Annotated in this window: 12 protein-coding genes, 2 tRNA genes, 3 rRNA genes and 2 riboswitches; of the genes, 4 read left to right on the top strand and 13 right to left on the bottom strand. The window is 42.4% G+C overall.

The window, feature by feature from the left end:
• Positions 1-112: 112 nt before the first annotated feature.
• The 5 genes from HWV00_RS18235 to HWV00_RS18255 form a co-directional block, all read right to left on the bottom strand.
• Positions 113-189 (bottom strand) — tRNA-Asp (locus HWV00_RS18235).
• Between the two features lie 56 nt (positions 190-245).
• Positions 246-361 (bottom strand): 5S ribosomal RNA (rrf, locus tag HWV00_RS18240).
• A 141-nt stretch (positions 362-502) separates the two neighbouring features.
• A 23S ribosomal RNA gene (locus HWV00_RS18245) occupies positions 503-3,394 on the bottom strand.
• A gap of 219 nt (positions 3,395-3,613) precedes the next feature.
• Positions 3,614-3,689, bottom strand: a tRNA-Glu gene (locus HWV00_RS18250).
• 119 nt (positions 3,690-3,808) lie between these two features.
• Positions 3,809-5,353 (bottom strand): 16S ribosomal RNA (locus HWV00_RS18255).
• The 16S, 23S and 5S rRNA genes sit together here with 2 tRNA genes alongside, the layout of an rRNA operon.
• A gap of 684 nt (positions 5,354-6,037) precedes the next feature.
• Between HWV00_RS18255 and HWV00_RS18260 the strand changes: the two genes are divergently transcribed.
• Positions 6,038-7,834 carry a methyl-accepting chemotaxis protein gene (locus HWV00_RS18260; protein WP_255554798.1) on the top strand — a complete coding sequence of 599 codons (1,797 nt, stop codon included), beginning with the start codon at positions 6,038-6,040 and terminating at the stop codon, positions 7,832-7,834.
• Between the two features lie 3 nt (positions 7,835-7,837).
• Here the strand turns inward: HWV00_RS18260 and HWV00_RS18265 are convergent, their stop codons facing one another.
• The 4 genes from HWV00_RS18265 to HWV00_RS18280 all read right to left on the bottom strand — a co-directional run bounded on the left by HWV00_RS18265 (position 7,838) and on the right by HWV00_RS18280 (position 10,980).
• Positions 7,838-8,374 (bottom strand): DUF924 family protein, encoded by a 537-nt coding sequence (locus tag HWV00_RS18265; RefSeq protein WP_211683656.1) that lies wholly within the window; start codon positions 8,372-8,374, stop codon positions 7,838-7,840.
• 203 nt (positions 8,375-8,577) lie between these two features.
• Entirely contained in the window at positions 8,578-9,330 is a 753-nt protein-coding gene (locus tag HWV00_RS18270) for a hypothetical protein (RefSeq protein WP_211683657.1), read from the bottom strand.
• Positions 9,331-9,469: 139 nt separating this feature from the next.
• Positions 9,470-10,693 carry an HlyD family secretion protein gene (locus HWV00_RS18275; RefSeq protein WP_211683658.1) on the bottom strand — a complete coding sequence of 408 codons (1,224 nt, stop codon included), beginning with the start codon at positions 10,691-10,693 and terminating at the stop codon, positions 9,470-9,472.
• On the bottom strand, positions 10,693-10,980 hold the full coding sequence (locus HWV00_RS18280; RefSeq protein WP_211686692.1) for an MFS transporter: 288 nt from the start codon (positions 10,978-10,980) through the stop codon (positions 10,693-10,695). The genes HWV00_RS18275 and HWV00_RS18280 overlap by 1 nt, the downstream gene beginning before the upstream one ends.
• A gap of 251 nt (positions 10,981-11,231) precedes the next feature.
• Here HWV00_RS18280 and HWV00_RS18285 point away from each other — a divergent pair, with 251 nt between their 5' ends.
• Positions 11,232-12,434, top strand: a complete 1,203-nt coding sequence (locus tag HWV00_RS18285; RefSeq protein ID WP_211683659.1) for a histidine kinase — start codon at positions 11,232-11,234, stop codon at positions 12,432-12,434.
• Positions 12,427-13,020: a response regulator transcription factor gene (locus HWV00_RS18290; protein ID WP_211683660.1), complete on the top strand. Its 594-nt coding sequence runs from the start codon at positions 12,427-12,429 to the stop codon at positions 13,018-13,020. The genes HWV00_RS18285 and HWV00_RS18290 overlap by 8 nt, the downstream gene beginning before the upstream one ends.
• Positions 13,021-13,609: 589 nt before the next feature.
• Here the strand turns inward: HWV00_RS18290 and HWV00_RS18295 are convergent.
• The 4 genes from HWV00_RS18295 to rluD form a co-directional block, all read right to left on the bottom strand.
• Positions 13,610-15,043: a sodium:alanine symporter family protein gene (locus tag HWV00_RS18295; RefSeq protein ID WP_255554799.1), complete on the bottom strand. Its 1,434-nt coding sequence runs from the start codon at positions 15,041-15,043 to the stop codon at positions 13,610-13,612.
• Between the two features lie 177 nt (positions 15,044-15,220).
• A riboswitch (glycine riboswitch) is annotated at positions 15,221-15,316 on the bottom strand.
• 9 nt (positions 15,317-15,325) lie between these two features.
• Positions 15,326-15,399: riboswitch (glycine riboswitch) on the bottom strand.
• A gap of 180 nt (positions 15,400-15,579) precedes the next feature.
• Complete coding sequence (gene clpB, locus HWV00_RS18300; protein WP_211683661.1) at positions 15,580-18,153, bottom strand: ATP-dependent chaperone ClpB; 2,574 nt, start codon at positions 18,151-18,153, stop codon at positions 15,580-15,582.
• Between the two features lie 148 nt (positions 18,154-18,301).
• On the bottom strand, positions 18,302-19,057 hold the full coding sequence (gene pgeF / locus HWV00_RS18305; protein ID WP_211686696.1) for a peptidoglycan editing factor PgeF: 756 nt from the start codon (positions 19,055-19,057) through the stop codon (positions 18,302-18,304).
• Positions 19,058-19,063: 6 nt separating this feature from the next.
• Positions 19,064-20,044 carry a 23S rRNA pseudouridine(1911/1915/1917) synthase RluD gene (rluD, locus tag HWV00_RS18310; RefSeq protein ID WP_211683662.1) on the bottom strand — a complete coding sequence of 327 codons (981 nt, stop codon included), beginning with the start codon at positions 20,042-20,044 and terminating at the stop codon, positions 19,064-19,066.
• Between the two features lie 136 nt (positions 20,045-20,180).
• On the opposite strand from rluD, the gene bamD reads away from it, so the two are divergent.
• The gene (gene bamD / locus HWV00_RS18315; protein WP_211683663.1) at positions 20,181-20,918 is read left to right on the top strand and encodes an outer membrane protein assembly factor BamD; all 738 of its coding nucleotides are present in this window, start codon (positions 20,181-20,183) and stop codon (positions 20,916-20,918) included.
• Positions 20,919-21,034: the final 116 nt, after the last annotated feature.

The raw sequence follows: 21,034 nt of genomic DNA on the forward strand, positions 1-21,034 counted from the left end.
ATGATAAAGAGGTTGAGATGAGGGTGGCATTCGCACAATCTGTATTTCTTTCAACTCAAATTTCAGGCATAAAAAAAGCCTGAATCGTAAGATTCAGGCTTTTTTTATTTGTTGGCGGAGCGGACGGGACTCGAACCCGCGACCCCCGGCGTGACAGGCCGGTATTCTAACCAACTGAACTACCGCTCCGCACAATCTGTGCTGATATTATCAGTCTAAATTATAGTCTTTCGACATTGTTTGGCGCTTGGCGATGCCCTACTCTCACATGGGGAAGCCCCACACTACCATCGGCGTTATTACGTTTCACTACTGAGTTCGGAATGGGATCAGGTGGTACCGTAACACTATGGTCACCAAGCAAATCTAGTTTGCTTTCAAGTTGTATCTCTAAAATCTGAAAAGCTATAAATAAAGAAGTCTTTAAAACCTATCTTTCGATAAATAGTAGTGTTCAATCAATTCTTAAGTCGATATTTCAATTAATCATACTTTAATTTGTATGGTTAAGCCTCACGGGTAATTAGTACAAGTTAGCTCAATGCCTCACAGCACTTACACACCTTGCCTATCAACGTTGTAGTCTCCAACGGCCCTTCAGGGGACTTAAAGTCCCAGTGAGAACTCATCTCGAGGCCTGCTTCCCGCTTAGATGCTTTCAGCGGTTATCAGTTCCGAACTTAGCTACCGGGCAATGCTATTGGCATAACAACCCGAACACCAGTGGTTCGTCCACTCCGGTCCTCTCGTACTAGGAGCAGCTCCTCTCAATTCTCAAACGCCCACGGCAGATAGGGACCGAACTGTCTCACGACGTTCTAAACCCAGCTCGCGTACCACTTTAAATGGCGAACAGCCATACCCTTGGGACCAACTTCAGCCCCAGGATGTGATGAGCCGACATCGAGGTGCCAAACACCGCCGTCGATATGAACTCTTGGGCGGTATCAGCCTGTTATCCCCGGAGTACCTTTTATCCGTTGAGCGATGGCCCTTCCATTCAGAACCACCGGATCACTAAGACCTACTTTCGTACCTGCTCGACGTGTCTGTCTCGCAGTTAAGCTGGCTTATGCCTTTGCACTAACCACATGATGTCCAACCATGTTTAGCCAACCTTCGTGCTCCTCCGTTACTCTTTGGGAGGAGACCGCCCCAGTCAAACTACCCACCAGACACTGTCCGCAACCCCGATAAGGGGCCTACGTTAGAACATCAAACGTACAAGGGTGGTATTTCAAGATAGACTCCACATCATCTAGCGACAATGTTTCATAGTCTCCCACCTATCCTACACATGTAGGTTCAATGTTCAGTGCCAAGCTATAGTAAAGGTTCACGGGGTCTTTCCGTCTAGCCGCGGGTACACTGCATCTTAACAGCGATTTCAATTTCACTGAGTCTCGGGTGGAGACAGCGTGGCCATCATTACGCCATTCGTGCAGGTCGGAACTTACCCGACAAGGAATTTCGCTACCTTAGGACCGTTATAGTTACGGCCGCCGTTTACCGGGGCTTCGATCATGAGCTTCGACCTAAGTCTAACCCAATCAATTAACCTTCCGGCACCGGGCAGGCGTCACACCGTATACGTCATCTTTCGATTTTGCACAGTGCTGTGTTTTTAATAAACAGTTGCAGCCACCATTTCTCTGCGACCAACAATAGCTTACGGAGCAAGTCCTTCACCATCATTGGCGTACCTTCTCCCGAAGTTACGGTACCATTTTGCCTAGTTCCTTCACCCGAGTTCTCTCAAGCGCCTTAGTATTCTCTACCTAACCACCTGTGTCGGTTTGGGGTACGATTCTCTTATATCTGAAGCTTAGAGGTTTTTCCTGGAAGCCGGGTATCAACTACTTCATCTCCGTAGAGACTCGTCATCAGTTCTCAGCCTTAATGTATTCCCGGATTTGCCTAAGAATACAGCCTACAACCTTAAACATGGACAACCATCGCCATGCTAGCCTAACCTTCTCCGTCACCCCATCGCAATATAAGTGAGTACTGGAATATTAACCAGTTTCCCATCGACTACGCCTTTCGGCCTCGCCTTAGGGGTCGACTCACCCTGCCCCGATTAACGTTGGACAGGAACCCTTGGTCTTTCGGCGTGGAGGTTTTTCACCCCCATTATCGTTACTCATGTCAACATTCGCACTTCTGATACCTCCAGCAAGCTTCTCAACTCACCTTCAACGGCTTACAGAACGCTCCTCTACCATGCAAGAACAAGTCTTGCATCCGTAGCTTCGGTGGTATGTTTAGCCCCGTTAAATCTTCCGCGCAGACCGACTCGACCAGTGAGCTATTACGCTTTCTTTAAAAGATGGCTGCTTCTAAGCCAACTTCCTGGCTGTCTGAGCCTTTCCACATCGTTTCCCACTTAACATACACTTTGGGACCTTAGCTGACGGTCTGGGTTGTTTCCCTTTCCACGACGGACGTTAGCACCCGCCGTGTGTCTCCCGCGATTGAACTTATTGGTATTCGGAGTTTGCAAAGGGTTGGTAAGTCGGGATGACCCCCTAGCCTTAACAGTGCTCTACCCCCAATAGTTAGACGCGAGGCGCTACCTAAATAGCTTTCGAGGAGAACCAGCTATCTCCCGGTTTGATTGGCCTTTCACCCCCAGCCACAAGTCATCCGCTAATTTTTCAACATTAGTCGGTTCGGTCCTCCAGTTGATGTTACTCAACCTTCAACCTGCCCATGGCTAGATCACCGGGTTTCGGGTCTAATCCCAGCAACTATTCGCGCAGTTAACACTCGGTTTCCCTACGGCTCCGCTATTCGCTTAACCTTGCTACTGAAATTAAGTCGTTGACCCATTATACAAAAGGTACGCAGTCACAGAACAAGTCTGCTCCCACTGCTTGTACGTATACGGTTTCAGGTTCTATTTCACTCCCCTCACAGGGGTTCTTTTCGCCTTTCCCTCACGGTACTGGTTCACTATCGGTCAGTCAGTAGTATTTAGCCTTGGAAGATGGTCCTCCCATATTCAAACAGCATATCACGTGTGCCGTCCTACTCGATTTCACAGTAAGGTCGTTTTCATGTACGGGACTATCACCCTGTATCGTGAAACTTTCCAGAATCTTCCACTAACTTCCAAACTGCTTAAGGGCTAGACCCCGTTCGCTCGCCGCTACTAAGGGTATCTCTATTGATTTCTTTTCCTCGGGGTACTTAGATGTTTCAGTTCTCCCGGTTCGCTTCGCAACGCTATGTATTCACGTTACGATACTCTACAAAGTAGAGTGGGTTCCCCCATTCGGAAATCTGTGGATTAACGCTTTTTATCAACTCCCCACAGCTTAACGCAGATTAACACGTCCTTCATCGCCTCTGACTGCCTAGGCATCCACCGTATACGCTTAGTCACTTAACCATACAATCTAAAGTCGACCGTACAATTGAAATAACTAGGTATTATCTAGTTTTTTTCGCCTCAAGAATACTCAAGAACACTATATTGTTACGAACTTAATCGTAACGTGTTTTAAGAACTTCTTTATTTATTCAGCTTTCCAAATTTTTAAAGAGCAATTTGCTAAAAAGCAAAGATAAACATTGTTGCTTAGCTTTGATTTTTAATCAGAAAGAAAAGTGGTATCCCGTACGAGATTTGAACTCGTGTTACCGCCGTGAAAGGGCGGTGTCCTAGGCCTCTAGACGAACGGGACACAATTTACTTTCTACGACTGGACTTCAACTCAGTCGTTATCTTATTTTCATAAGATTGTCTTTAACGTTTCTATTCAAGCAATTTGTGTGGGCACTTACAAAAATTAACAACTTTACGTAAGGAGGTGATCCAGCCCCAGGTTCCCCTAGGGCTACCTTGTTACGACTTCACCCCAGTCATGAACCACACCGTGGTCATCGCCCTCCCGAAGGTTAAGCTAATGACTTCTGGTGCAGCCCACTCCCATGGTGTGACGGGCGGTGTGTACAAGGCCCGGGAACGTATTCACCGTGACATTCTGATTCACGATTACTAGCGATTCCGACTTCATGGGGTCGAGTTGCAGACCCCAATCCGGACTACGACGCACTTTATGGGATTCGCTTACCATCGCTGGTTTGCAGCCCTTTGTATGCGCCATTGTAGCACGTGTGTAGCCCTACTCGTAAGGGCCATGATGACTTGACGTCGTCCCCACCTTCCTCCGGTTTATCACCGGCAGTCTCCTTAGAGTTCCCACCATTACGTGCTGGCAAATAAGGATAAGGGTTGCGCTCGTTGCGGGACTTAACCCAACATTTCACAACACGAGCTGACGACAGCCATGCAGCACCTGTCTCATAGTTCCCGAAGGCACCAATTCATCTCTGAAAAGTTCTATGGATGTCAAGAGTAGGTAAGGTTCTTCGCGTTGCATCGAATTAAACCACATGCTCCACCGCTTGTGCGGGCCCCCGTCAATTCATTTGAGTTTTAACCTTGCGGCCGTACTCCCCAGGCGGTCTACTTAATGCGTTAGCTTAAGAGCCCAGTTCTCAAGGAACCAAACTCCGAGTAGACATCGTTTACGGCGTGGACTACCGGGGTATCTAATCCCGTTTGCTACCCACGCTTTCGCATCTGAGCGTCAGTTACTTGCCAGGTGGCCGCCTTCGCCACTGGTATTCCTTCAGATCTCTACGCATTTCACCGCTACACCTGAAATTCTACCACCCTCTCAAGAACTCTAGTTTGCCAGTTCGAAATGCAGTTCCCAGGTTGAGCCCGGGGCTTTCACATCTCGCTTAACAAACCGCCTGCATGCGCTTTACGCCCAGTAATTCCGATTAACGCTTGCACCCTCCGTATTACCGCGGCTGCTGGCACGGAGTTAGCCGGTGCTTCTTCTGCGAGTAACGTCACAGTAAGCAGTTATTAACTACTTACCTTTCCTCCTCGCTGAAAGTACTTTACAACCCGAAGGCCTTCTTCATACACGCGGTATGGCTGCATCAGAGTTTCCTCCATTGTGCAATATTCCCCACTGCTGCCTCCCGTAGGAGTCTGGACCGTGTCTCAGTTCCAGTGTGGCTGATCATCCTCTCAGACCAGCTAGGGATCGTCGCCTTGGTGAGCTCTTACCTCACCAACAAGCTAATCCCACTTGGGCTCATCTAGTCGCGAGAGCTTTCAAGAAGAGGCCCCCTTTCACCCGTAGGTCGTATGCGGTATTAGCAGTCGTTTCCAACTGTTGTCCCCCTCGACTAGGCAGATTCCCAAGCATTACTCACCCGTCCGCCGCTCGACGCCAGAATAGCAAGCTATTCTTCGTTTCCGCTCGACTTGCATGTGTTAAGCCTACCGCCAGCGTTCAATCTGAGCCATGATCAAACTCTTCAATTAAAAGTTTTTTGACTGATGCCTAAAATCATTACTGATAATAAGTATCAAGTCGGCTCAATGAATTCTGTACTTCAACAACAAACCGAAGCTTGTTGTTTATAAAACCAAATCTTTCGATTTAATTTAATGTTCATAATTACATTGATATAATTTTTGGTCATTATATCTCTGTAAGTACTCACACAGATTGCTTGAATAAATTGTTAAAGAACATACTGAACGACTGTTGCCGTGTCAGTGGGAGCAATTATAGAGAACAGCGCTTTATTGGCAAGTGTTTTACTAAAATTTATGACAGTTTTATTCAATTCGACTAAAAAACAATCAAAACACGGTGTTTTCGAACTTTTCAGCAGTCAAATATGGTATTTAAAGTATCGATATAGAGAACACCCTCTGATTTAGCTTAGTCTAAATGCACTAAAACACTACAAATAGTAATTAACACTTCCCTATTACTTCAAATTTCTATAAATAAAGACATATTCATATAATTGTCATCTTTCACTTTTACACTGCTCACATTCATAGATGCTAATCAGGATGATGACCTTGCGTATCACAACCTTTTCTCGAATCAGTTCTCTTACTCTGATCTGCCTTTCACTCTTAATGACCTATACCCTCTACGCGAGCCACCAGCAGCTTAATCGGCTTGATATACAAAGTTCGATGTTTGCGCAGATGAAAGAACAAGTCACCATTAAATTAAATCATTCTATTTCAGATTATTTACAGCAAGGTAACGCAGCTGATTTACAACAAGCAGAGCAGGTCATCGCGCAACTGATTAACTCACTCGACCAATTGGCCCGTGCCATTGATACGACGACCCTCACTAACGAGCTCAATCAATTTGCAATATTAATAGAAGGACCGTTACGTTCATCAGGTAAGTTTGCTTCTGACAATTTCCAACTACTTAATTATAACGAAAAAGAACTGGCCGATAATTTATCACTGCTTAAACGCCAGCTATTACAGAATGACCAACCGATACGTCAGCAAGATTTAATCCTGATCAGCGATATACAAGCCAGCCTGGCACATTTAACCAATCAGCGACAACGCTACTTTAATCAATTCCAATCATCGCAATGGCAAGAACTATTACTGGTAGTAAAAGAAACGTCGCAGCTTATCAACGAACTCACACAATTCACCCGTTATGACACAGCGAATGAAATGACCATTGAAGACGACAACTTTTTAAATGACGAAGAAGGTGAAGAAACAATTTTGATTGTTGATATAACCGATGAGTTAAGCAGCCTTATTAGTCGTTATCCAAAAGAGTTATTGAACACCAAAATAGTACTATCTGAGCAAAGCGATAACCAGCAGTTAGTATTAACCGCAATTAACAATATCCAAGCAGCAATCTTAGACCTTGAAAAGCCCGTGAATGATTACGCAAATACACAAAGACAAGATTCTTACTTATACCTTGCTTTGATAGCACTCAGCTTGATCTTATTTGGTATCGCTTTATTTTATGCTGAAAAATACTGGGTGGTAAAACCGTTAATCAAATTAGACAAAGCACTGGCCTCTTTAGTTGAGACTAATACACGCGAACGCCTTACCTTTGCAGATCATAAAAGTGAGATAGGTTTAATCGCACTGCACTTTAATCAATTACTCGATAATGTAAAACAAGAGCAAGTCACTAAACACAATCAAATAGAACAAGTCACGCACGCATTAAATTTACTGCAAGAAGACTTCCAATCTATTAGCCAGTATTCTCAAGCAAGCAGCTCTGCGATTAGTGACATATCTAGCGGTGTATCCGAGATTAATTCACTCGCTCAAAAAGTCGATACCGATACACAGTCCGTTCATAGTTTGACACAACAAACAAACCAGCAGATGTATAAAGCAGCGAATCAAATCACTGACTTTAGTGCTGCAACAGAACAAACGAGACAAGCAGGTACTGCAAGCTTAAAAGCAATCAAAACATTAAATACTAATATGGAGAATGTTGAAACGATCGTAACGTCTATTCATCATATTGCTGATCAAACGAATTTATTGGCACTTAATGCGGCCATTGAAGCTGCACGAGCGGGTGAAAAAGGACGAGGTTTTGCGGTTGTTGCTGATGAAGTACGTAACTTATCGAAAAAAACGCAGCAAGCGCTAGAACAAATCAGTAATTTCTTAGGCCAATTAAATCATTCAAGTCAGTCATTAGAAAAAGAGATCGATCATATTGCTGAACGTTGCCAGCAACAGTTAGCCAATGCGAAAGAAATGCATAAAGAGATAAACAGTGTGATTCAACAATCGGAGCAATCACAACAAAATGCAGCGAATAGTAGTCAAAATACCCGCCAACAAGTCAGTCATATTAGCGCCGTCAATACACAAATGACAGCACTGCAAAATCACAGCGAAGATACACGCCGTAAAACCCTATCAGCTCAACAACAAGTATCGACACAAGTTGAACAGATATTAAGTATCTTTGCCTAGTGATTAAAAACTGGAACCCGGTGTATCAAGAAAAGCCAACTCTTCTGCTGTCGACTCTCGTCCTAAAATATCATTACGATGAGGGTAGCGCCCGAACTGTTCTATAATAGCTTGGTGTTGTAACTCAAATTCAAGATTAGTACGAATATCATTACCTTGATATAAATAGACAGCTTGTTGGTGTATCACTGGTGATTCACTGTGCATAAAAGGTAAATACAGAAAGCTACACTGCAATTGTGTTAATTCTCTATCTGCACCACATGCTATCGCTTCTTGCGCGAGCGCCAATGCCATACCATCATAAGAAAACGCACGTGCAGAATCTCGGTACATATTACGAGAAAATTGATCCAAAATGATAATTTCAGCTAATCGCCCTTCAGCACTACGACGCCAATGAAATAATTCCCCCGCCGTTGCACGCTTATGTAATTCACTAAAACGGGTAATAATTGTCTGATCAAATACTTCATCTTTAATCCACCACTTGGTTGGATTAATATCTTCAAACCAAAACTTGATAACATCTTTATACATAGCTAAACCCATCTCCTATGACCCCACTAATTGAGTATAGGATAACGAGAAACACACAGCCCACTCAAGAATTTAACCAAGATCGCAAATCTCATATTTATATTCAATTTTTTTATGTATTTATAGCGTATTAGAAAATTTCGGTCTAAAGATTATATTTACAGATACTGGCTTAATCTTAAACTCGCGGTTAAAACGACAGGTTAAAACTTAATATTCCAACCAACAATCAAACCATGAGTCACAGTGTCGTAGCGATAAGCAATGCCATCATTAAGTATGTCATTATTACCATTATCATAATCAACCCACACCGCTTTATAGGCAACGTGCAGTTCTGACCAATCCGTCATTGCGTAGCGTACACCGGAATTGATCTGCCCAGTAAATTGAGTATCACTGCCCGCGCCAACATCAACCAAGGTTTCAAATGTCCAATCTGTTGCGAGTTGCTTGCGATAACGAACACCCACAACATAATCAATCCAATCAACACCAGGTTCAACATTCCCTGCATCAAGGGTTATGTCCCACCAGCGAATTCCCGCCATATAATCAAGCGTACCAAAGTCGTACTCATAACGCTTAAAACCTTTGGCTTCGAGTACGCCCTGATGGAGTAAGGCATTAACAGGCGAAGAATCTAAATTCATAAAGGCATAATCAAACGAATAACCAAAACCACTACGATGAAGACCCTCAGTGTGAACCATCCCAGCCATTTTCAATTTAGAAAAAATGTCATTACTGCTTAAATTAAGATCTGTCGTTAACGCATCAACTCGGCCAGAACCCACTTGAGTTGAACCGTCAATATTAGTGAGTTGACCATAAACCTCGACACTAAAATCCCACGATGACTGTGTACTTATTGTCTCTATATCGGAATCAGCGGCAATGCCAGATAAAGGAAGGAAAGCACAACATAGCCCAACAGATTTAATAATCATGTTCATCTAAATAACCTCAATAGTAATGATGAGGTAATTATCTAATGCTATGCTTGCTATAACGACTCGTAATTTTTCCTGTAATCGTATTAAACGAAACCGCGTACCAAAGGCACACGGTTAAATACATGTCACCGAAAATCAATTACATGGTATAAAAATAGTATATTTGCGATTTCATACGGATAATTATACCGCGTATAACATCAAGAAAACCAAGGAACGCAATCGGTTTAGCCCCACTTACCCAAGCCAGACCGACAGAGCCCACTGGAATATCATAGTCTTCCGTTTCGATTAACTTTAAACGAACAAAGTGATGCTTATTCTGAACATTTTGACCGGTAGTTGCTCTCACCGACGTTTCTTTTGCAAGTAATGACCCCTGCGCTTCACCCGTCGCTTCAACGATGCCCTCTACTTCAGCAGAGAAAATATGGCCCGGATAAACTGCAGACGCAAATTCAGCAGATTGACCCACTTCAATGTTACGAATTGCTTGATGATTAACACGCATTAATACGTATTTCTCATTAGTATACATTTGAATACGCGGCATCGTTCCTATGTACTGACCTTCACGAACAATAAAGTTAGTTAAGTAACCATCCGTTGGCGCATAAACACGGGTATTATCTAAGTTCCACTGCGCTTGTGCATAGACTTCAGTTTGATTTGCTAAATCAGCTTTACGGCTATTTACCGCATGCCCTGCTTTGATCGTATTAAGCTGTGCCTGCTGTGCATTTAACATTAATTTTTCAGCTTGTGATTGCAGTACTGTTAATTTTGCATCAGCCACTTGTACAGCTGTTTTCTGCTCATCTAACTTGCTCTCTGTGATAGTAAATTCTGCCACTTTATTCTGGTCAATATAGCGTTGTAACGTCGTTTTTTTCCAAGTAAGATCTGCTTCAATTTCGGCTTGCTGATCAAAGTTAATTGTAATGTCTTTATTTGCGATAGCGTATTTAGATTCATTGATACGCACATCATCTAATGACGATGCTAATGCAACTTCAGCACTTTTTACCTGTGCTGCAGACTTATTTAATGCTATTTGATAAACCTGATCTTCAAGTTCATAAATAAGCTGACCTTTTATTACCTTCTGATTAGGTTTGACATGGATAGCTTTAATATTACCCGTCACCTGTGTTGATCCAGGACGTAATTGAATATGCGGAGATTGCACTAATGAACCACCAGATAAATCCATTGGCGTATACGTAATTAAACCCACCCATACAAATAGCAACCACGCAGACCCGCCAATATACGCAAAACCCTTCGAATATTTATTCCACGGCATACCAATTAAACGCAGTAAATAGATAAGAAATGCCCAGACAGCTAAACCCTCTAACATTATTTATTCTCCTCTGATTTCCAAATATCACGCACTTTAGCAATCGCTTGTTCGGCATCGACAAACGCAACAATCACGGCTAATACCCACACCCAATGCCAAATAAACCCGACCCACGTTAAAGTAGTAATCAACGTTAATTGTTGATGACCATTTTTGTGAGCCTGATGAATAGGCACCTCATGGAATTTCCAAAAGCCAATCCCTGCAGCAGCCACCGTCGCAATAAGCACAACAGCAGCAACAATATGTAATCCCGTATCAAAGCCAGTGCCCACAAAAGGCATAGATATTAAGCTCAAAGGTTAATTCCTCAATTAGTTAATTCAGTACCTAAAAATTAGATCTAAAGTAAATAACAATAATGAATATTGAGGCCGATTATATTCGGGAAAGGAAGTGAAAAGGTACTCGTAGAATTGCTAGATTTACACGTATTAGCTATTTTTTTATAGCCAAATAGCACGCGGTAAGCCCATAATATATGACTGTAATGATACGATTTCCATATAGCTTAAACTTGATAAGGAAAATGCCTATGCGAGCACTGCCGAAGATAAACGAGGCTAACTTAAGTATCGAGCAATTTACTATTGAAGTTTCCAACTGGTTATTGGAAAACGATACCGTTGATTTACCGAGTGCGATTGAGTCATCGTTAACTGCTTTTTTACCTTATATTCAAGTGCAACGTATGTCATTGGTTCGCCTCACCCTAGATAATCGCTTTGAAGGTGCTGTGGCAGTGGCCGCGCCCGGTTATAAACCTGTATCGTTACCCGCACAAGGGCTCTACTCACCTTACTTAGATCAAGTGAGTAAAGGCGAGCTCATTATTGCAGAAGGTAATTTACTCGATATCATCAATCATGATGAACTACTGCTTAAAGAAATGGCTGGCATTACTTCTCATATCGTCGTGCCCTTCCGTGTACGAGGACGAATTTGGGGGGGGATTACTGCGAGCCGCTATATTGCACCGGAACATTGGCATAAAGATATCATCACAGGGATCCGAAGTTTTGGCCAGATCCTCGCGTCAACTTACGAGCGTTACGCTTATTGGGAAAAGTTACAGCATAAAAATGAAAAGCTTGAACTATTATCTCACCATTTAATGGATAGCCAAGAAACCGAGCGTCGTATGCTATCCCGTGAACTACACGATAATTTTTCGCAACGCATGGCACTATTAACCATAAAAGCATCGTCACTTTCACAGGCCTTAATTACCGACAGTGAAAAACAATCTGCGAATGCATTGCACCACGAAATCCAAGGTCTAGCGAAAGATATGCAAGCCTTATCGCGATCTTTACATCCCGCGATCTTAGAGGATCTCGGTTTGATCACCGCATTAAAATCAGAATGCCGACGAATATCAACAATTAAAGGGATTGATATACAAACTTTATTTGACCCCATCCCAACGCTTAATAAAGAATTATCTCTCAACCTTTACCGTATATTACAAGAAACATTAAACAACGTTACCAAGCATGCACAAGCATCTGCTGTATTTGTGTTGATGCAACGCAATGAAGGTAATCTTCACTTTCAAATTATCGACGACGGGATTGGCTGCAACCTAGCTTTAAACCAAGCAAGAGGGAGTATCGGGCTAATCAGCATTCAAGAACGCGCGCAATTATTTAACGGTACTGCGGTGTTCACTTCTCCAGAAGACGGCGGTTTTATCGTTGATATAATGATCCCTACCTTAAAGGAATATTATGAGTAATATAGTTTTAGCCGATGATCATCTGATTGTAGCGCAAGGCATCGCCAGTATTTTACAACCAGAGCATCAGATTTTAGCGATTGCCAAAGATGGCTTAGAGTTAGTCGAACTTGTCAAACAGCATCAGCCTGATTTAGTTATCACAGATATTAGCATGCCAGACATGACAGGGATCGCCGCGATTGCTGCATTGAAACGCATTAATAAAACAGTCAAAATAATATGCCTAACGATGCATGACGAACAGGAATATGCAGAAGGTGCCATCGCAGCTGGAGCGCAAGGCTATGTACTAAAACATGAAGCTAGCGAAAGTTTAGTCGAAGCTGTGAATCAAGTTTTAGAGGGAAACAATTATATTTCGACCTCTATTACAGTCAACATCGACAAACCCAAATTATCATCTCGCCAAATCAGCGTCTTGCGTTTATTGGCACAGGGAAAATCAGCACGCCAAGTTGCTGATGAGTTATTTATCTCTCCTCGCACTGTCGAGTTCCATAAATATTCAATGATGAAACTCATTAATGCAAAAACCAGTGCAGAGCTGATCCAATATGCCATTAATCATGGCTTGATGGATTAAATTAGCACTGCAAATAGGCGTTATTCATATCAACTGTAACGCCAATTAATAACCTCGTGTTTTAGCTTCAAAATATAATCAACGCATAACAAACAATGACAAATGAAAAAACCAGCACTTATCTGCTGGTTTTTTTATGCCTATGAATCATAGCTTTAACTAACCCTTACACAATTACGTAATAAAACAACATGTACGTACTTTTATTACGTTATTTTATTACAGATATAGACCTACAAACGAAACGCCATCAAATAGCGTTAATATCAACAACTTACACTGAAAGGCAAAACAAACACATTTGTAACATTATCATTACTTCCCTAAAGTCACTAGCCAAGAGACGATAATAACCATAGATGTTTAATAGGATGTGACAGCTCTCTCGCTGCAGTTACTCTTTCAGTATTGCGGAAACAACTACGAGCTACAGAATTGGGAAGAAACGTGACGCTTGTTCTAACCGAATGACGTTTTTATTTTGAGGGGTTTGCTAACGCAGATTTAGAGGAAGATAATTGAAGGAGTAATCATACTGATTAAATTGAGAAACGATAAGTCATACTATTTTACCGTTTCTCAATATCACTTATGCCGTTTGCTGATTCATGCTTAATTGTTCGAAGAATAATCGCGTTTCAGCAATAACCACATGGCGTAAGCCAATCAAACCAATCAGGTTTGGGATAGCCATTAAGCCATTCACAATATCAGCCAAGATCCAAATAAGATCCAACTGTAAAAATGCACCACCAGCCACTAACAAAATATAAAAATACTTGTAAGGCTTAATGCCTTTTTGACCAAATAAGTACTGTACACAACGCTCGCCGTAATAGTTCCAACCAAGAATGGTCGTAAAGGCAAAAAAGACTAAACCAGTCGTCACCACATATTGACCAATCAACGGAGATAGCCCCTGTTCAAAAGCCAGTGTAGTCATCTCTGCACCAGACGTTTCGCCACTCCATACACCCGTTAATATCAGTGTAAGTCCCGTCATCGTACAAATAATAATGGTATCGAAGAAGGTTCCCGTCATCGAGATAAGGCCCTGCTTAACACAAGAGTCTGTCTTTGCCGCAGCAGCAGCAATCGGGGCACTGCCTAAACCAGACTCATTAGAAAACACGCCACGTGCAACACCACTCTGAATCGCTAGCATAACTGTTGCCCCTAAGAAGCCACCCGTTGCAGCAGTCGAATTAAATGCACTACTGATCACCAGTGTAATAGCCGCAGGCACTGCATCGACATTAAGTAATAAAACGAGTAACGACGCCAGCACATAAAGAACTGCCATAAAAGGCACTGTACGTTGAGCAATAGCAGAGATGGAGCGAATACCTCCTAACGTCACCATAGCAACAAAGACAGTTAGCAAACTAGCTGATAACCATACTGGCACATTAAATGAAATACGCACTGCATCCGTGATCGCATTCACTTGTGGGAAGGTACCAATACCAAAACACGCAACACCAATACCAAATAGTGCAAACGCTTTCGCTAAAAAACGATTACCTAAGCCATGCTCAAGATAATACATCGGGCCACCAGCCATTTGCCCTTTTTCATCCACAACGCGATATTTCACCGCTAATAAACATTCGGCATACTTAGTCGCCATACCAAAAAAAGCAGCAACCCACATCCAAAATAAAGCGCCCGGACCACCCATTTTTATCGCGGTCGCAACACCGACAATGTTACCGGTACCGATAGTGGCAGAAAGTGCGGTGCACAGCGCAGCAAAGCTACTGATATCACCTTTGCTGTTGTTGCCTTTATCACCTGAAAACAGGTATTTTAGCGCTAATGGTAATTTCGTTATTTGTAAAAAACCTAAACGCAGGGTGAGATAAATTCCGGTACCGACCAGAAGTAATAATAATGGCGGGCCCCAAATAAAATGATCGATGGCTTGCAGGATATTTTGCAAAGGTTGTAATGAAAAATTTTGTAGTAAAGATAATAAAGAATCTTGTAACGATTCCAGTAAAGAAGGTTGTGCTGTTTGCATTTAAAAATATTCCTCGAGAACGATAGTAGTCTGAGGAGGATGTAATTATTTAAGATGGGCAGATACAATACAAACGTCGACGCAAAAAGCCAAAGATTACTATCTAAGTGAATACCAAAGTAAGCACCTAAATAAAAACCAAGCAAAAAGCAGACGTGTAAGGTCGCAAAAAAAATAATCCTATCCTCTGTCCTTTGTACCTGAGAGTTTCAACGACAATGTCGCTTTGCTCCTTCGGCGTCCAATTTAATGGATCTCTCCAGAGGCTCGTCCAGTAACAGTCCTTACCAACCTATGTTGATGCCTGAAAGATTTACTTCTTCGGCGGGCCTAAGCCTCTCTCCTGCTACCTTCATCCGAACTTAGTGTGGATATACCGCAGCATTAAATACTGCGAATCAGAGGATACTAGCACGTATAACTTCAATGAAAAGACCAGGGCCAGTTCAAATGATTAAAAGTTAATCTGTAGATGAAAAAAAGCCCTGTCATGCAGGGCTCTTCGCTTATTCATTTATTATTCGTTCAATGAAAAGTTATTGACTCACGCTTAACTCATCGTCAACCACACTTATCTTAACTGGCTTTCCAGGGATAACTTCACCCGCAAGAATGGCATTCGCAAGGCGGTTTTCAACCTGTCGTTGTAATACACGTTTTAATGGTCTTGCACCAAATAAAGGATCAAATCCAGCTTCAGCTAATTTAGCTAATGCACCCGCTGTGATCGACAAGCTATACCCCAATTGTTTTAATCGTGCTTCTAATGACTTTAACTGGATCGCAGCAATCTTTTCAATGTGATTACGCCCTAACGGGTGGAATACCACAGTATCATCAATACGGTTAATAAACTCAGGACGGAAGCTCTGACCCAGCAGATCTAACAACTGTGTCTTCACCGTCTCATAATCATGTTTGCCATATTCAGCCTGAATAATATCTGACCCTAAATTAGAGGTCATGATAATCACGGTATTACGGAAATCAACTGTACGCCCCTGACCATCGGTTAGACGACCATCGTCCAATACTTGTAATAAAATATTAAAAATATCAGGGTGCGCTTTTTCAATTTCATCTAATAAGATAACCGAATAAGGTTTACGACGTACGGCTTCGGTCAGGTAACCACCCTCTTCATAACCCACGTACCCCGGAGGCGCACCAATCAATCGTGCAACCGAGTGTTTTTCCATAAATTCAGACATATCAACACGGATCATGGCTTGGTCAGAATCAAAGATAAAATCAGCCAAGGCTTTACATACTTCGGTTTTACCCACGCCTGTTGGTCCCATAAATAAAAATGAGCCCATCGGACGATTAGGATCCGCTAAACCTGCACGACTACGACGGATTGCATTGGAGATAACACTCACCGCTTCGGTTTGACCAATCACACGCTGATGTAAATTAGCTTCCATTGCTAACAATTTTTCTTTTTCACCTTCCAGCATACGGTTAACGGGAATCCCCGTCCAACGTGATAAGATATCGGCAATTTCAGCTTCACCCACTTTATGCTTTAGTAATGTCATATCTTGCATTTCAGCTTGTGCAGCCAGATCCAATTGTTTTTCTAACATAGGGATCGTGCCATACTGCAGCTCAGACATTTTATTTAAATCACTCGCACGTCGTGCCATATCTAGCTCAACACGCGCTTTATCTAACGCCGATTTAATGTGTTTAGTACCCGAGAGAGCTGCTTTTTCTGTACGCCATATTTCATCAAGCTCATTAAACTTATCTTGTTTTTCCGCCAACTCTTCAGCTAACGTCGATAAACGCTTGATACTGGCTGAATCGTCTTCTTTTTCTAACGCTTGCTGTTCAATTTTAAGCTGAATAATACGGCGTTCTAGTTTATCTAACGCTTCTGGTTTTGAATCCATTTGTAAACGAATTGACGAGGCAGCCTCATCAATCAAATCAATCGCTTTATCCGGTAGCTGGCGATCAGAAATATAGCGATGTGACAATGTAGCCGCTGCAACAATTGCTGGATCGGTAATATCCACATTATGATGCAATTCATAACGTGCTTTTAGGCCACGTAAGATCGCAATAGTATCTTCAACACTTGGTTCTTCAATTAATACTTTTTGGAAACGACGCTCAAGTGCAGCATCTTTTTCAATATATTGGCGATATTCATCAAGGGTTGTCGCCCCCATGCAATGCAACTCACCACGCGCTAATGCGGGCTTAAGCATATTCCCCGCGTCCATTGCGCCATCACCTTTACCCGCCCCTATCATGGTGTGTAGTTCATCAATGAACAAGATCGTTTGGCCTTCAGTTTGCTCCAACTCTTTGATCACTGATTTTAGACGTTCTTCAAACTCACCGCGGTATTTCGCACCTGCGACTAACGCCCCCATATCTAACGATAATACGCGTTTATTTTTCAACCCTTCCGGTACTTCACCATTGACAATACGTTGCGCTAAACCTTCGGCAATAGCGGTTTTACCCACCCCAGGTTCGCCAATTAATACAGGGTTATTTTTCGTTCGGCGCTGTAATACCTGAATAGCACGTCGAATTTCATCATCACGGCCAATAACGGGATCTAACTTACCGACTTCCGCACGTTCAGTCAGATCTAACGTGTATTTACTTAATGCTTCACGCTGTTCTTCTGCGCCTTGGTTATCAACTTTATCACCACCACGGATCACATCAATTGCTTCTTCAACCTGTTTACGTGTCCCGCCAGCTTTTCGTAATAAATCACCTAAGCGGCCTTTATCTTCAACTGCAGCAAGAACAAACATCTCGCAAGAAATAAATTTATCTTTGCGTTTTTGCGCATACTTGTCACACAGGTTTAACAGCATATTTAACGCTGACGATAATTGAATATCCCCTTGTGTGCCTTTCACCTGTGGTAAACGATCAAGTTCATCAGCTAGCTGCCAGCGTAACGAATTGGCATCAATCGCAGCGGCGGTAAGTAACGGGCGAATAGAACAGTGATCTTGGTTTAATAACGCAGTCATCAAATGAATAGGTTCGATAAATTGATTATCTTTACCTAGCGCAAGTGATTGAGCGTCAGAAATAGCCATTTGGAATTTAGTGGTGAGTTGATCTAAGCGCATAACGATGTCCTATCAGTCGTGCAATATAGTTGAGCTATGTTGTTGAGCCCTATAATCATGTGATTATAGCGGTATAATGATAGCGATTTAATTGGTCTAGGAATATGCAGTAAGGCACTACATCCCATACTTATAATCTGGGGATTATTTATTGAGATTCAAGGTAAATCAGACTTGCTTGACGCCCTGTTTGGCCATCTCGTCGATAAGAATAGAATAAATCAGTTTGACGATATGTACAGTAATCACCACCGTAAATATCTGTAGCGTTAATACTTAACGCTTGTAGACGTTTTCGAGCCAATAAATAAAGATCGGCTAACCATTTATCACCATCTGCAATAAATGCATCACTTGCTTGGCTATCGTGCGCAATAAACGCATCACGAACTTCACAGCCAACTTGAAAATAGGTTTGGCTAATAGCAGGCCCTAACCACACTAACAAGTCATTGGGTGTTGCGGATAATTTATCTATGGTGTTTTCAATCACGCCATCGAGTAACCCACGCCAGCCCGCATGAATAGCCGCGACTTGTGTTCCCGCTTTATCGCAAATCAATAAAGGTAAACAGTCTGCCGTCATCACTAAACAAACTTGCCCCGTCATCATAGTGACAGACGCATCAGCAGCTGGAAGTTGCTCGGCATCGTGGGATTGCCCCACTAAACTAACAACATCCGAACTGTGCGTTTGATTCAACCAATAAGGTTGCTGTGGCAAATTAGCCGCTGTCATTAACAACTGTCTATTTTGCCACACTAACGAACTATCATCCTGCACATGCAAACCTAAATTAAGTCCAGCATAAGGCAAATGACTCACACCACCCAAACGAGTAGTGCTTAGCGCCTGAACATTGGCAGGCGCTGGCCAGTTAGGTTTAATCAAACGAGGCATAATCAATGATTAGCTAATGAAATCATCAATCATGTTTAACGCAGTATCTTCACGTAAGATACGAATTAATGTATTCATATCTGACGGACGTTCTGCGCGCCACATCATCATTTCACCCGTTACTGGATGCTCTAATTTCAACATACGTGCGTGTAGTGCCTGACGACCGAAACCGCGTAATGCTAATACTAATGTATCAGTTGCATTGCCCGGTGGCTTTGGACGACCAGCATACACAGCATCACCAACGATAGGGTGAGTAATGTGTGTCATGTGTACACGAATTTGGTGAGTACGGCCTGATTCAAGACGTAATCTTAATAACGTATGTGCACGATATTTTTCTGCAACACGGTAATGCGTTTTAGCTGGTTTACCCAGTGGACGAACGGCCATGTGTGTACGTTTAGTTGCGTGACGGCCAATTGGCTCATCAACAAAACCACCAGCAGTCATAGTACCCGCTACAACCGCTTCGTATTCACGTGTAATACGACGCGCTTGTAGTGCTGTCACTAAATGCGTTTGTGCTGGAATTGTTTTAGCAATAACCATCAAACCAGTTGTGTCTTTATCTAGACGGTGAACGATACCAGCACGTGGTACGTCTACAATCGCAGGGTAATGGAATAACAATGCATTAAGCACTGTGCCATCTGGGTTACCAGCACCTGGATGTACAACAAAACCAGCTGGCTTGTTGATTACAATAATATCATCATCTTCATAAACAATATTTAGTGGTAAATCTTGTGGCTCGTAGCGAACTTCTTCTTCAACTTCAGCGTTTAAGATAACTTTGTCGCCAAATTGCATTTTTTCACGTGCTTTAACGACAACTTTGCCATTTAGATTAACAAATCCTGCAAGAATCCATTCCTTCAGACGTGAACGAGAATAATCTTGGAACATCTCGGCTAAAACTTGGTCTAAACGTTGACCGACTTGGTGTTCTGCAACAACGGCAGAAAGTTCTATATGTTGGCTCATAGGTAGCAGGGACCCTCTTCGGTCCTAATTTTCAGTATAATTACAGGATTCAGGCTATTTTAGCCTTTTATTTTGCTGTAGCATATTAGCTACGTAATTATTTTCGCATTAAGCAATTTGGAATTAATCCAACCTAATGAAAAAATCAATAAAATTAGCAATAAGCTTATCACTCGCACTGGTTATGGCTAGCGGTTGTTCTTCGAAATCAGAACCAAACGTACCAGATAAACCAGCCATTGAGCTGTACAGCATCGCTCAACAATCGTTACAAGCGGGTAACTTTGTTTCCGCAATTGAAACGCTTGAAGCGCTTGATACGCGTTATCCATTTGGCCCGCACACTGTACAAGTGCAGCTAGACTTGATCTATGCTTACTACAAGAATAGTGACACAGCACAAGCATTGGCCAATATAGATCGCTTTATCCGCTTAAATCCAACACATAAAGACATTGATTATGTCTACTATATGCGTGGACTTACCAATATGGGCGCGGATTATAACCTATTTCATGCCCTCTTTAATATAGATCGTTCAGATCGAGACCCAAGTTATGCAAATGCAGCCTTTAATGACTTCACTCGCTTAATCAAACGCTACCCAGAAAGTGAGTATGTGGCTGATGCGCAAAAGCGTGCGATTTCAATTAAAAGTCGCCTTGCTCGCTACGAACTATCTGCAGCTGAATATTATATGAAACGTAAGGCCTATATCGCTGCAATCCAGCGTGCACAGCATATTATCGACAATTTTGCGGATACAGAATCACGTACTGGCGCATTAAAAGTGATGATTAAAGCGTATGATATTTTAGAACAGCCTGAGCTAAAAGCGAATGCAGAAAAAATATTGGCGGTTAATGCAAGTTAATAATCAGAGCATTCACTCACGATTATAACGCATTAAAATAAACATAAAAAAACGGCGCTTATGCAAATAAGCGCCGTTTTTTATGATTAATTGGATCCAAATGACTGTCTATTGGA

This window comes from Moritella sp. 24 (genome assembly GCF_018219155.1).
GTDB lineage: Bacteria > Pseudomonadota > Gammaproteobacteria > Enterobacterales > Moritellaceae > Moritella.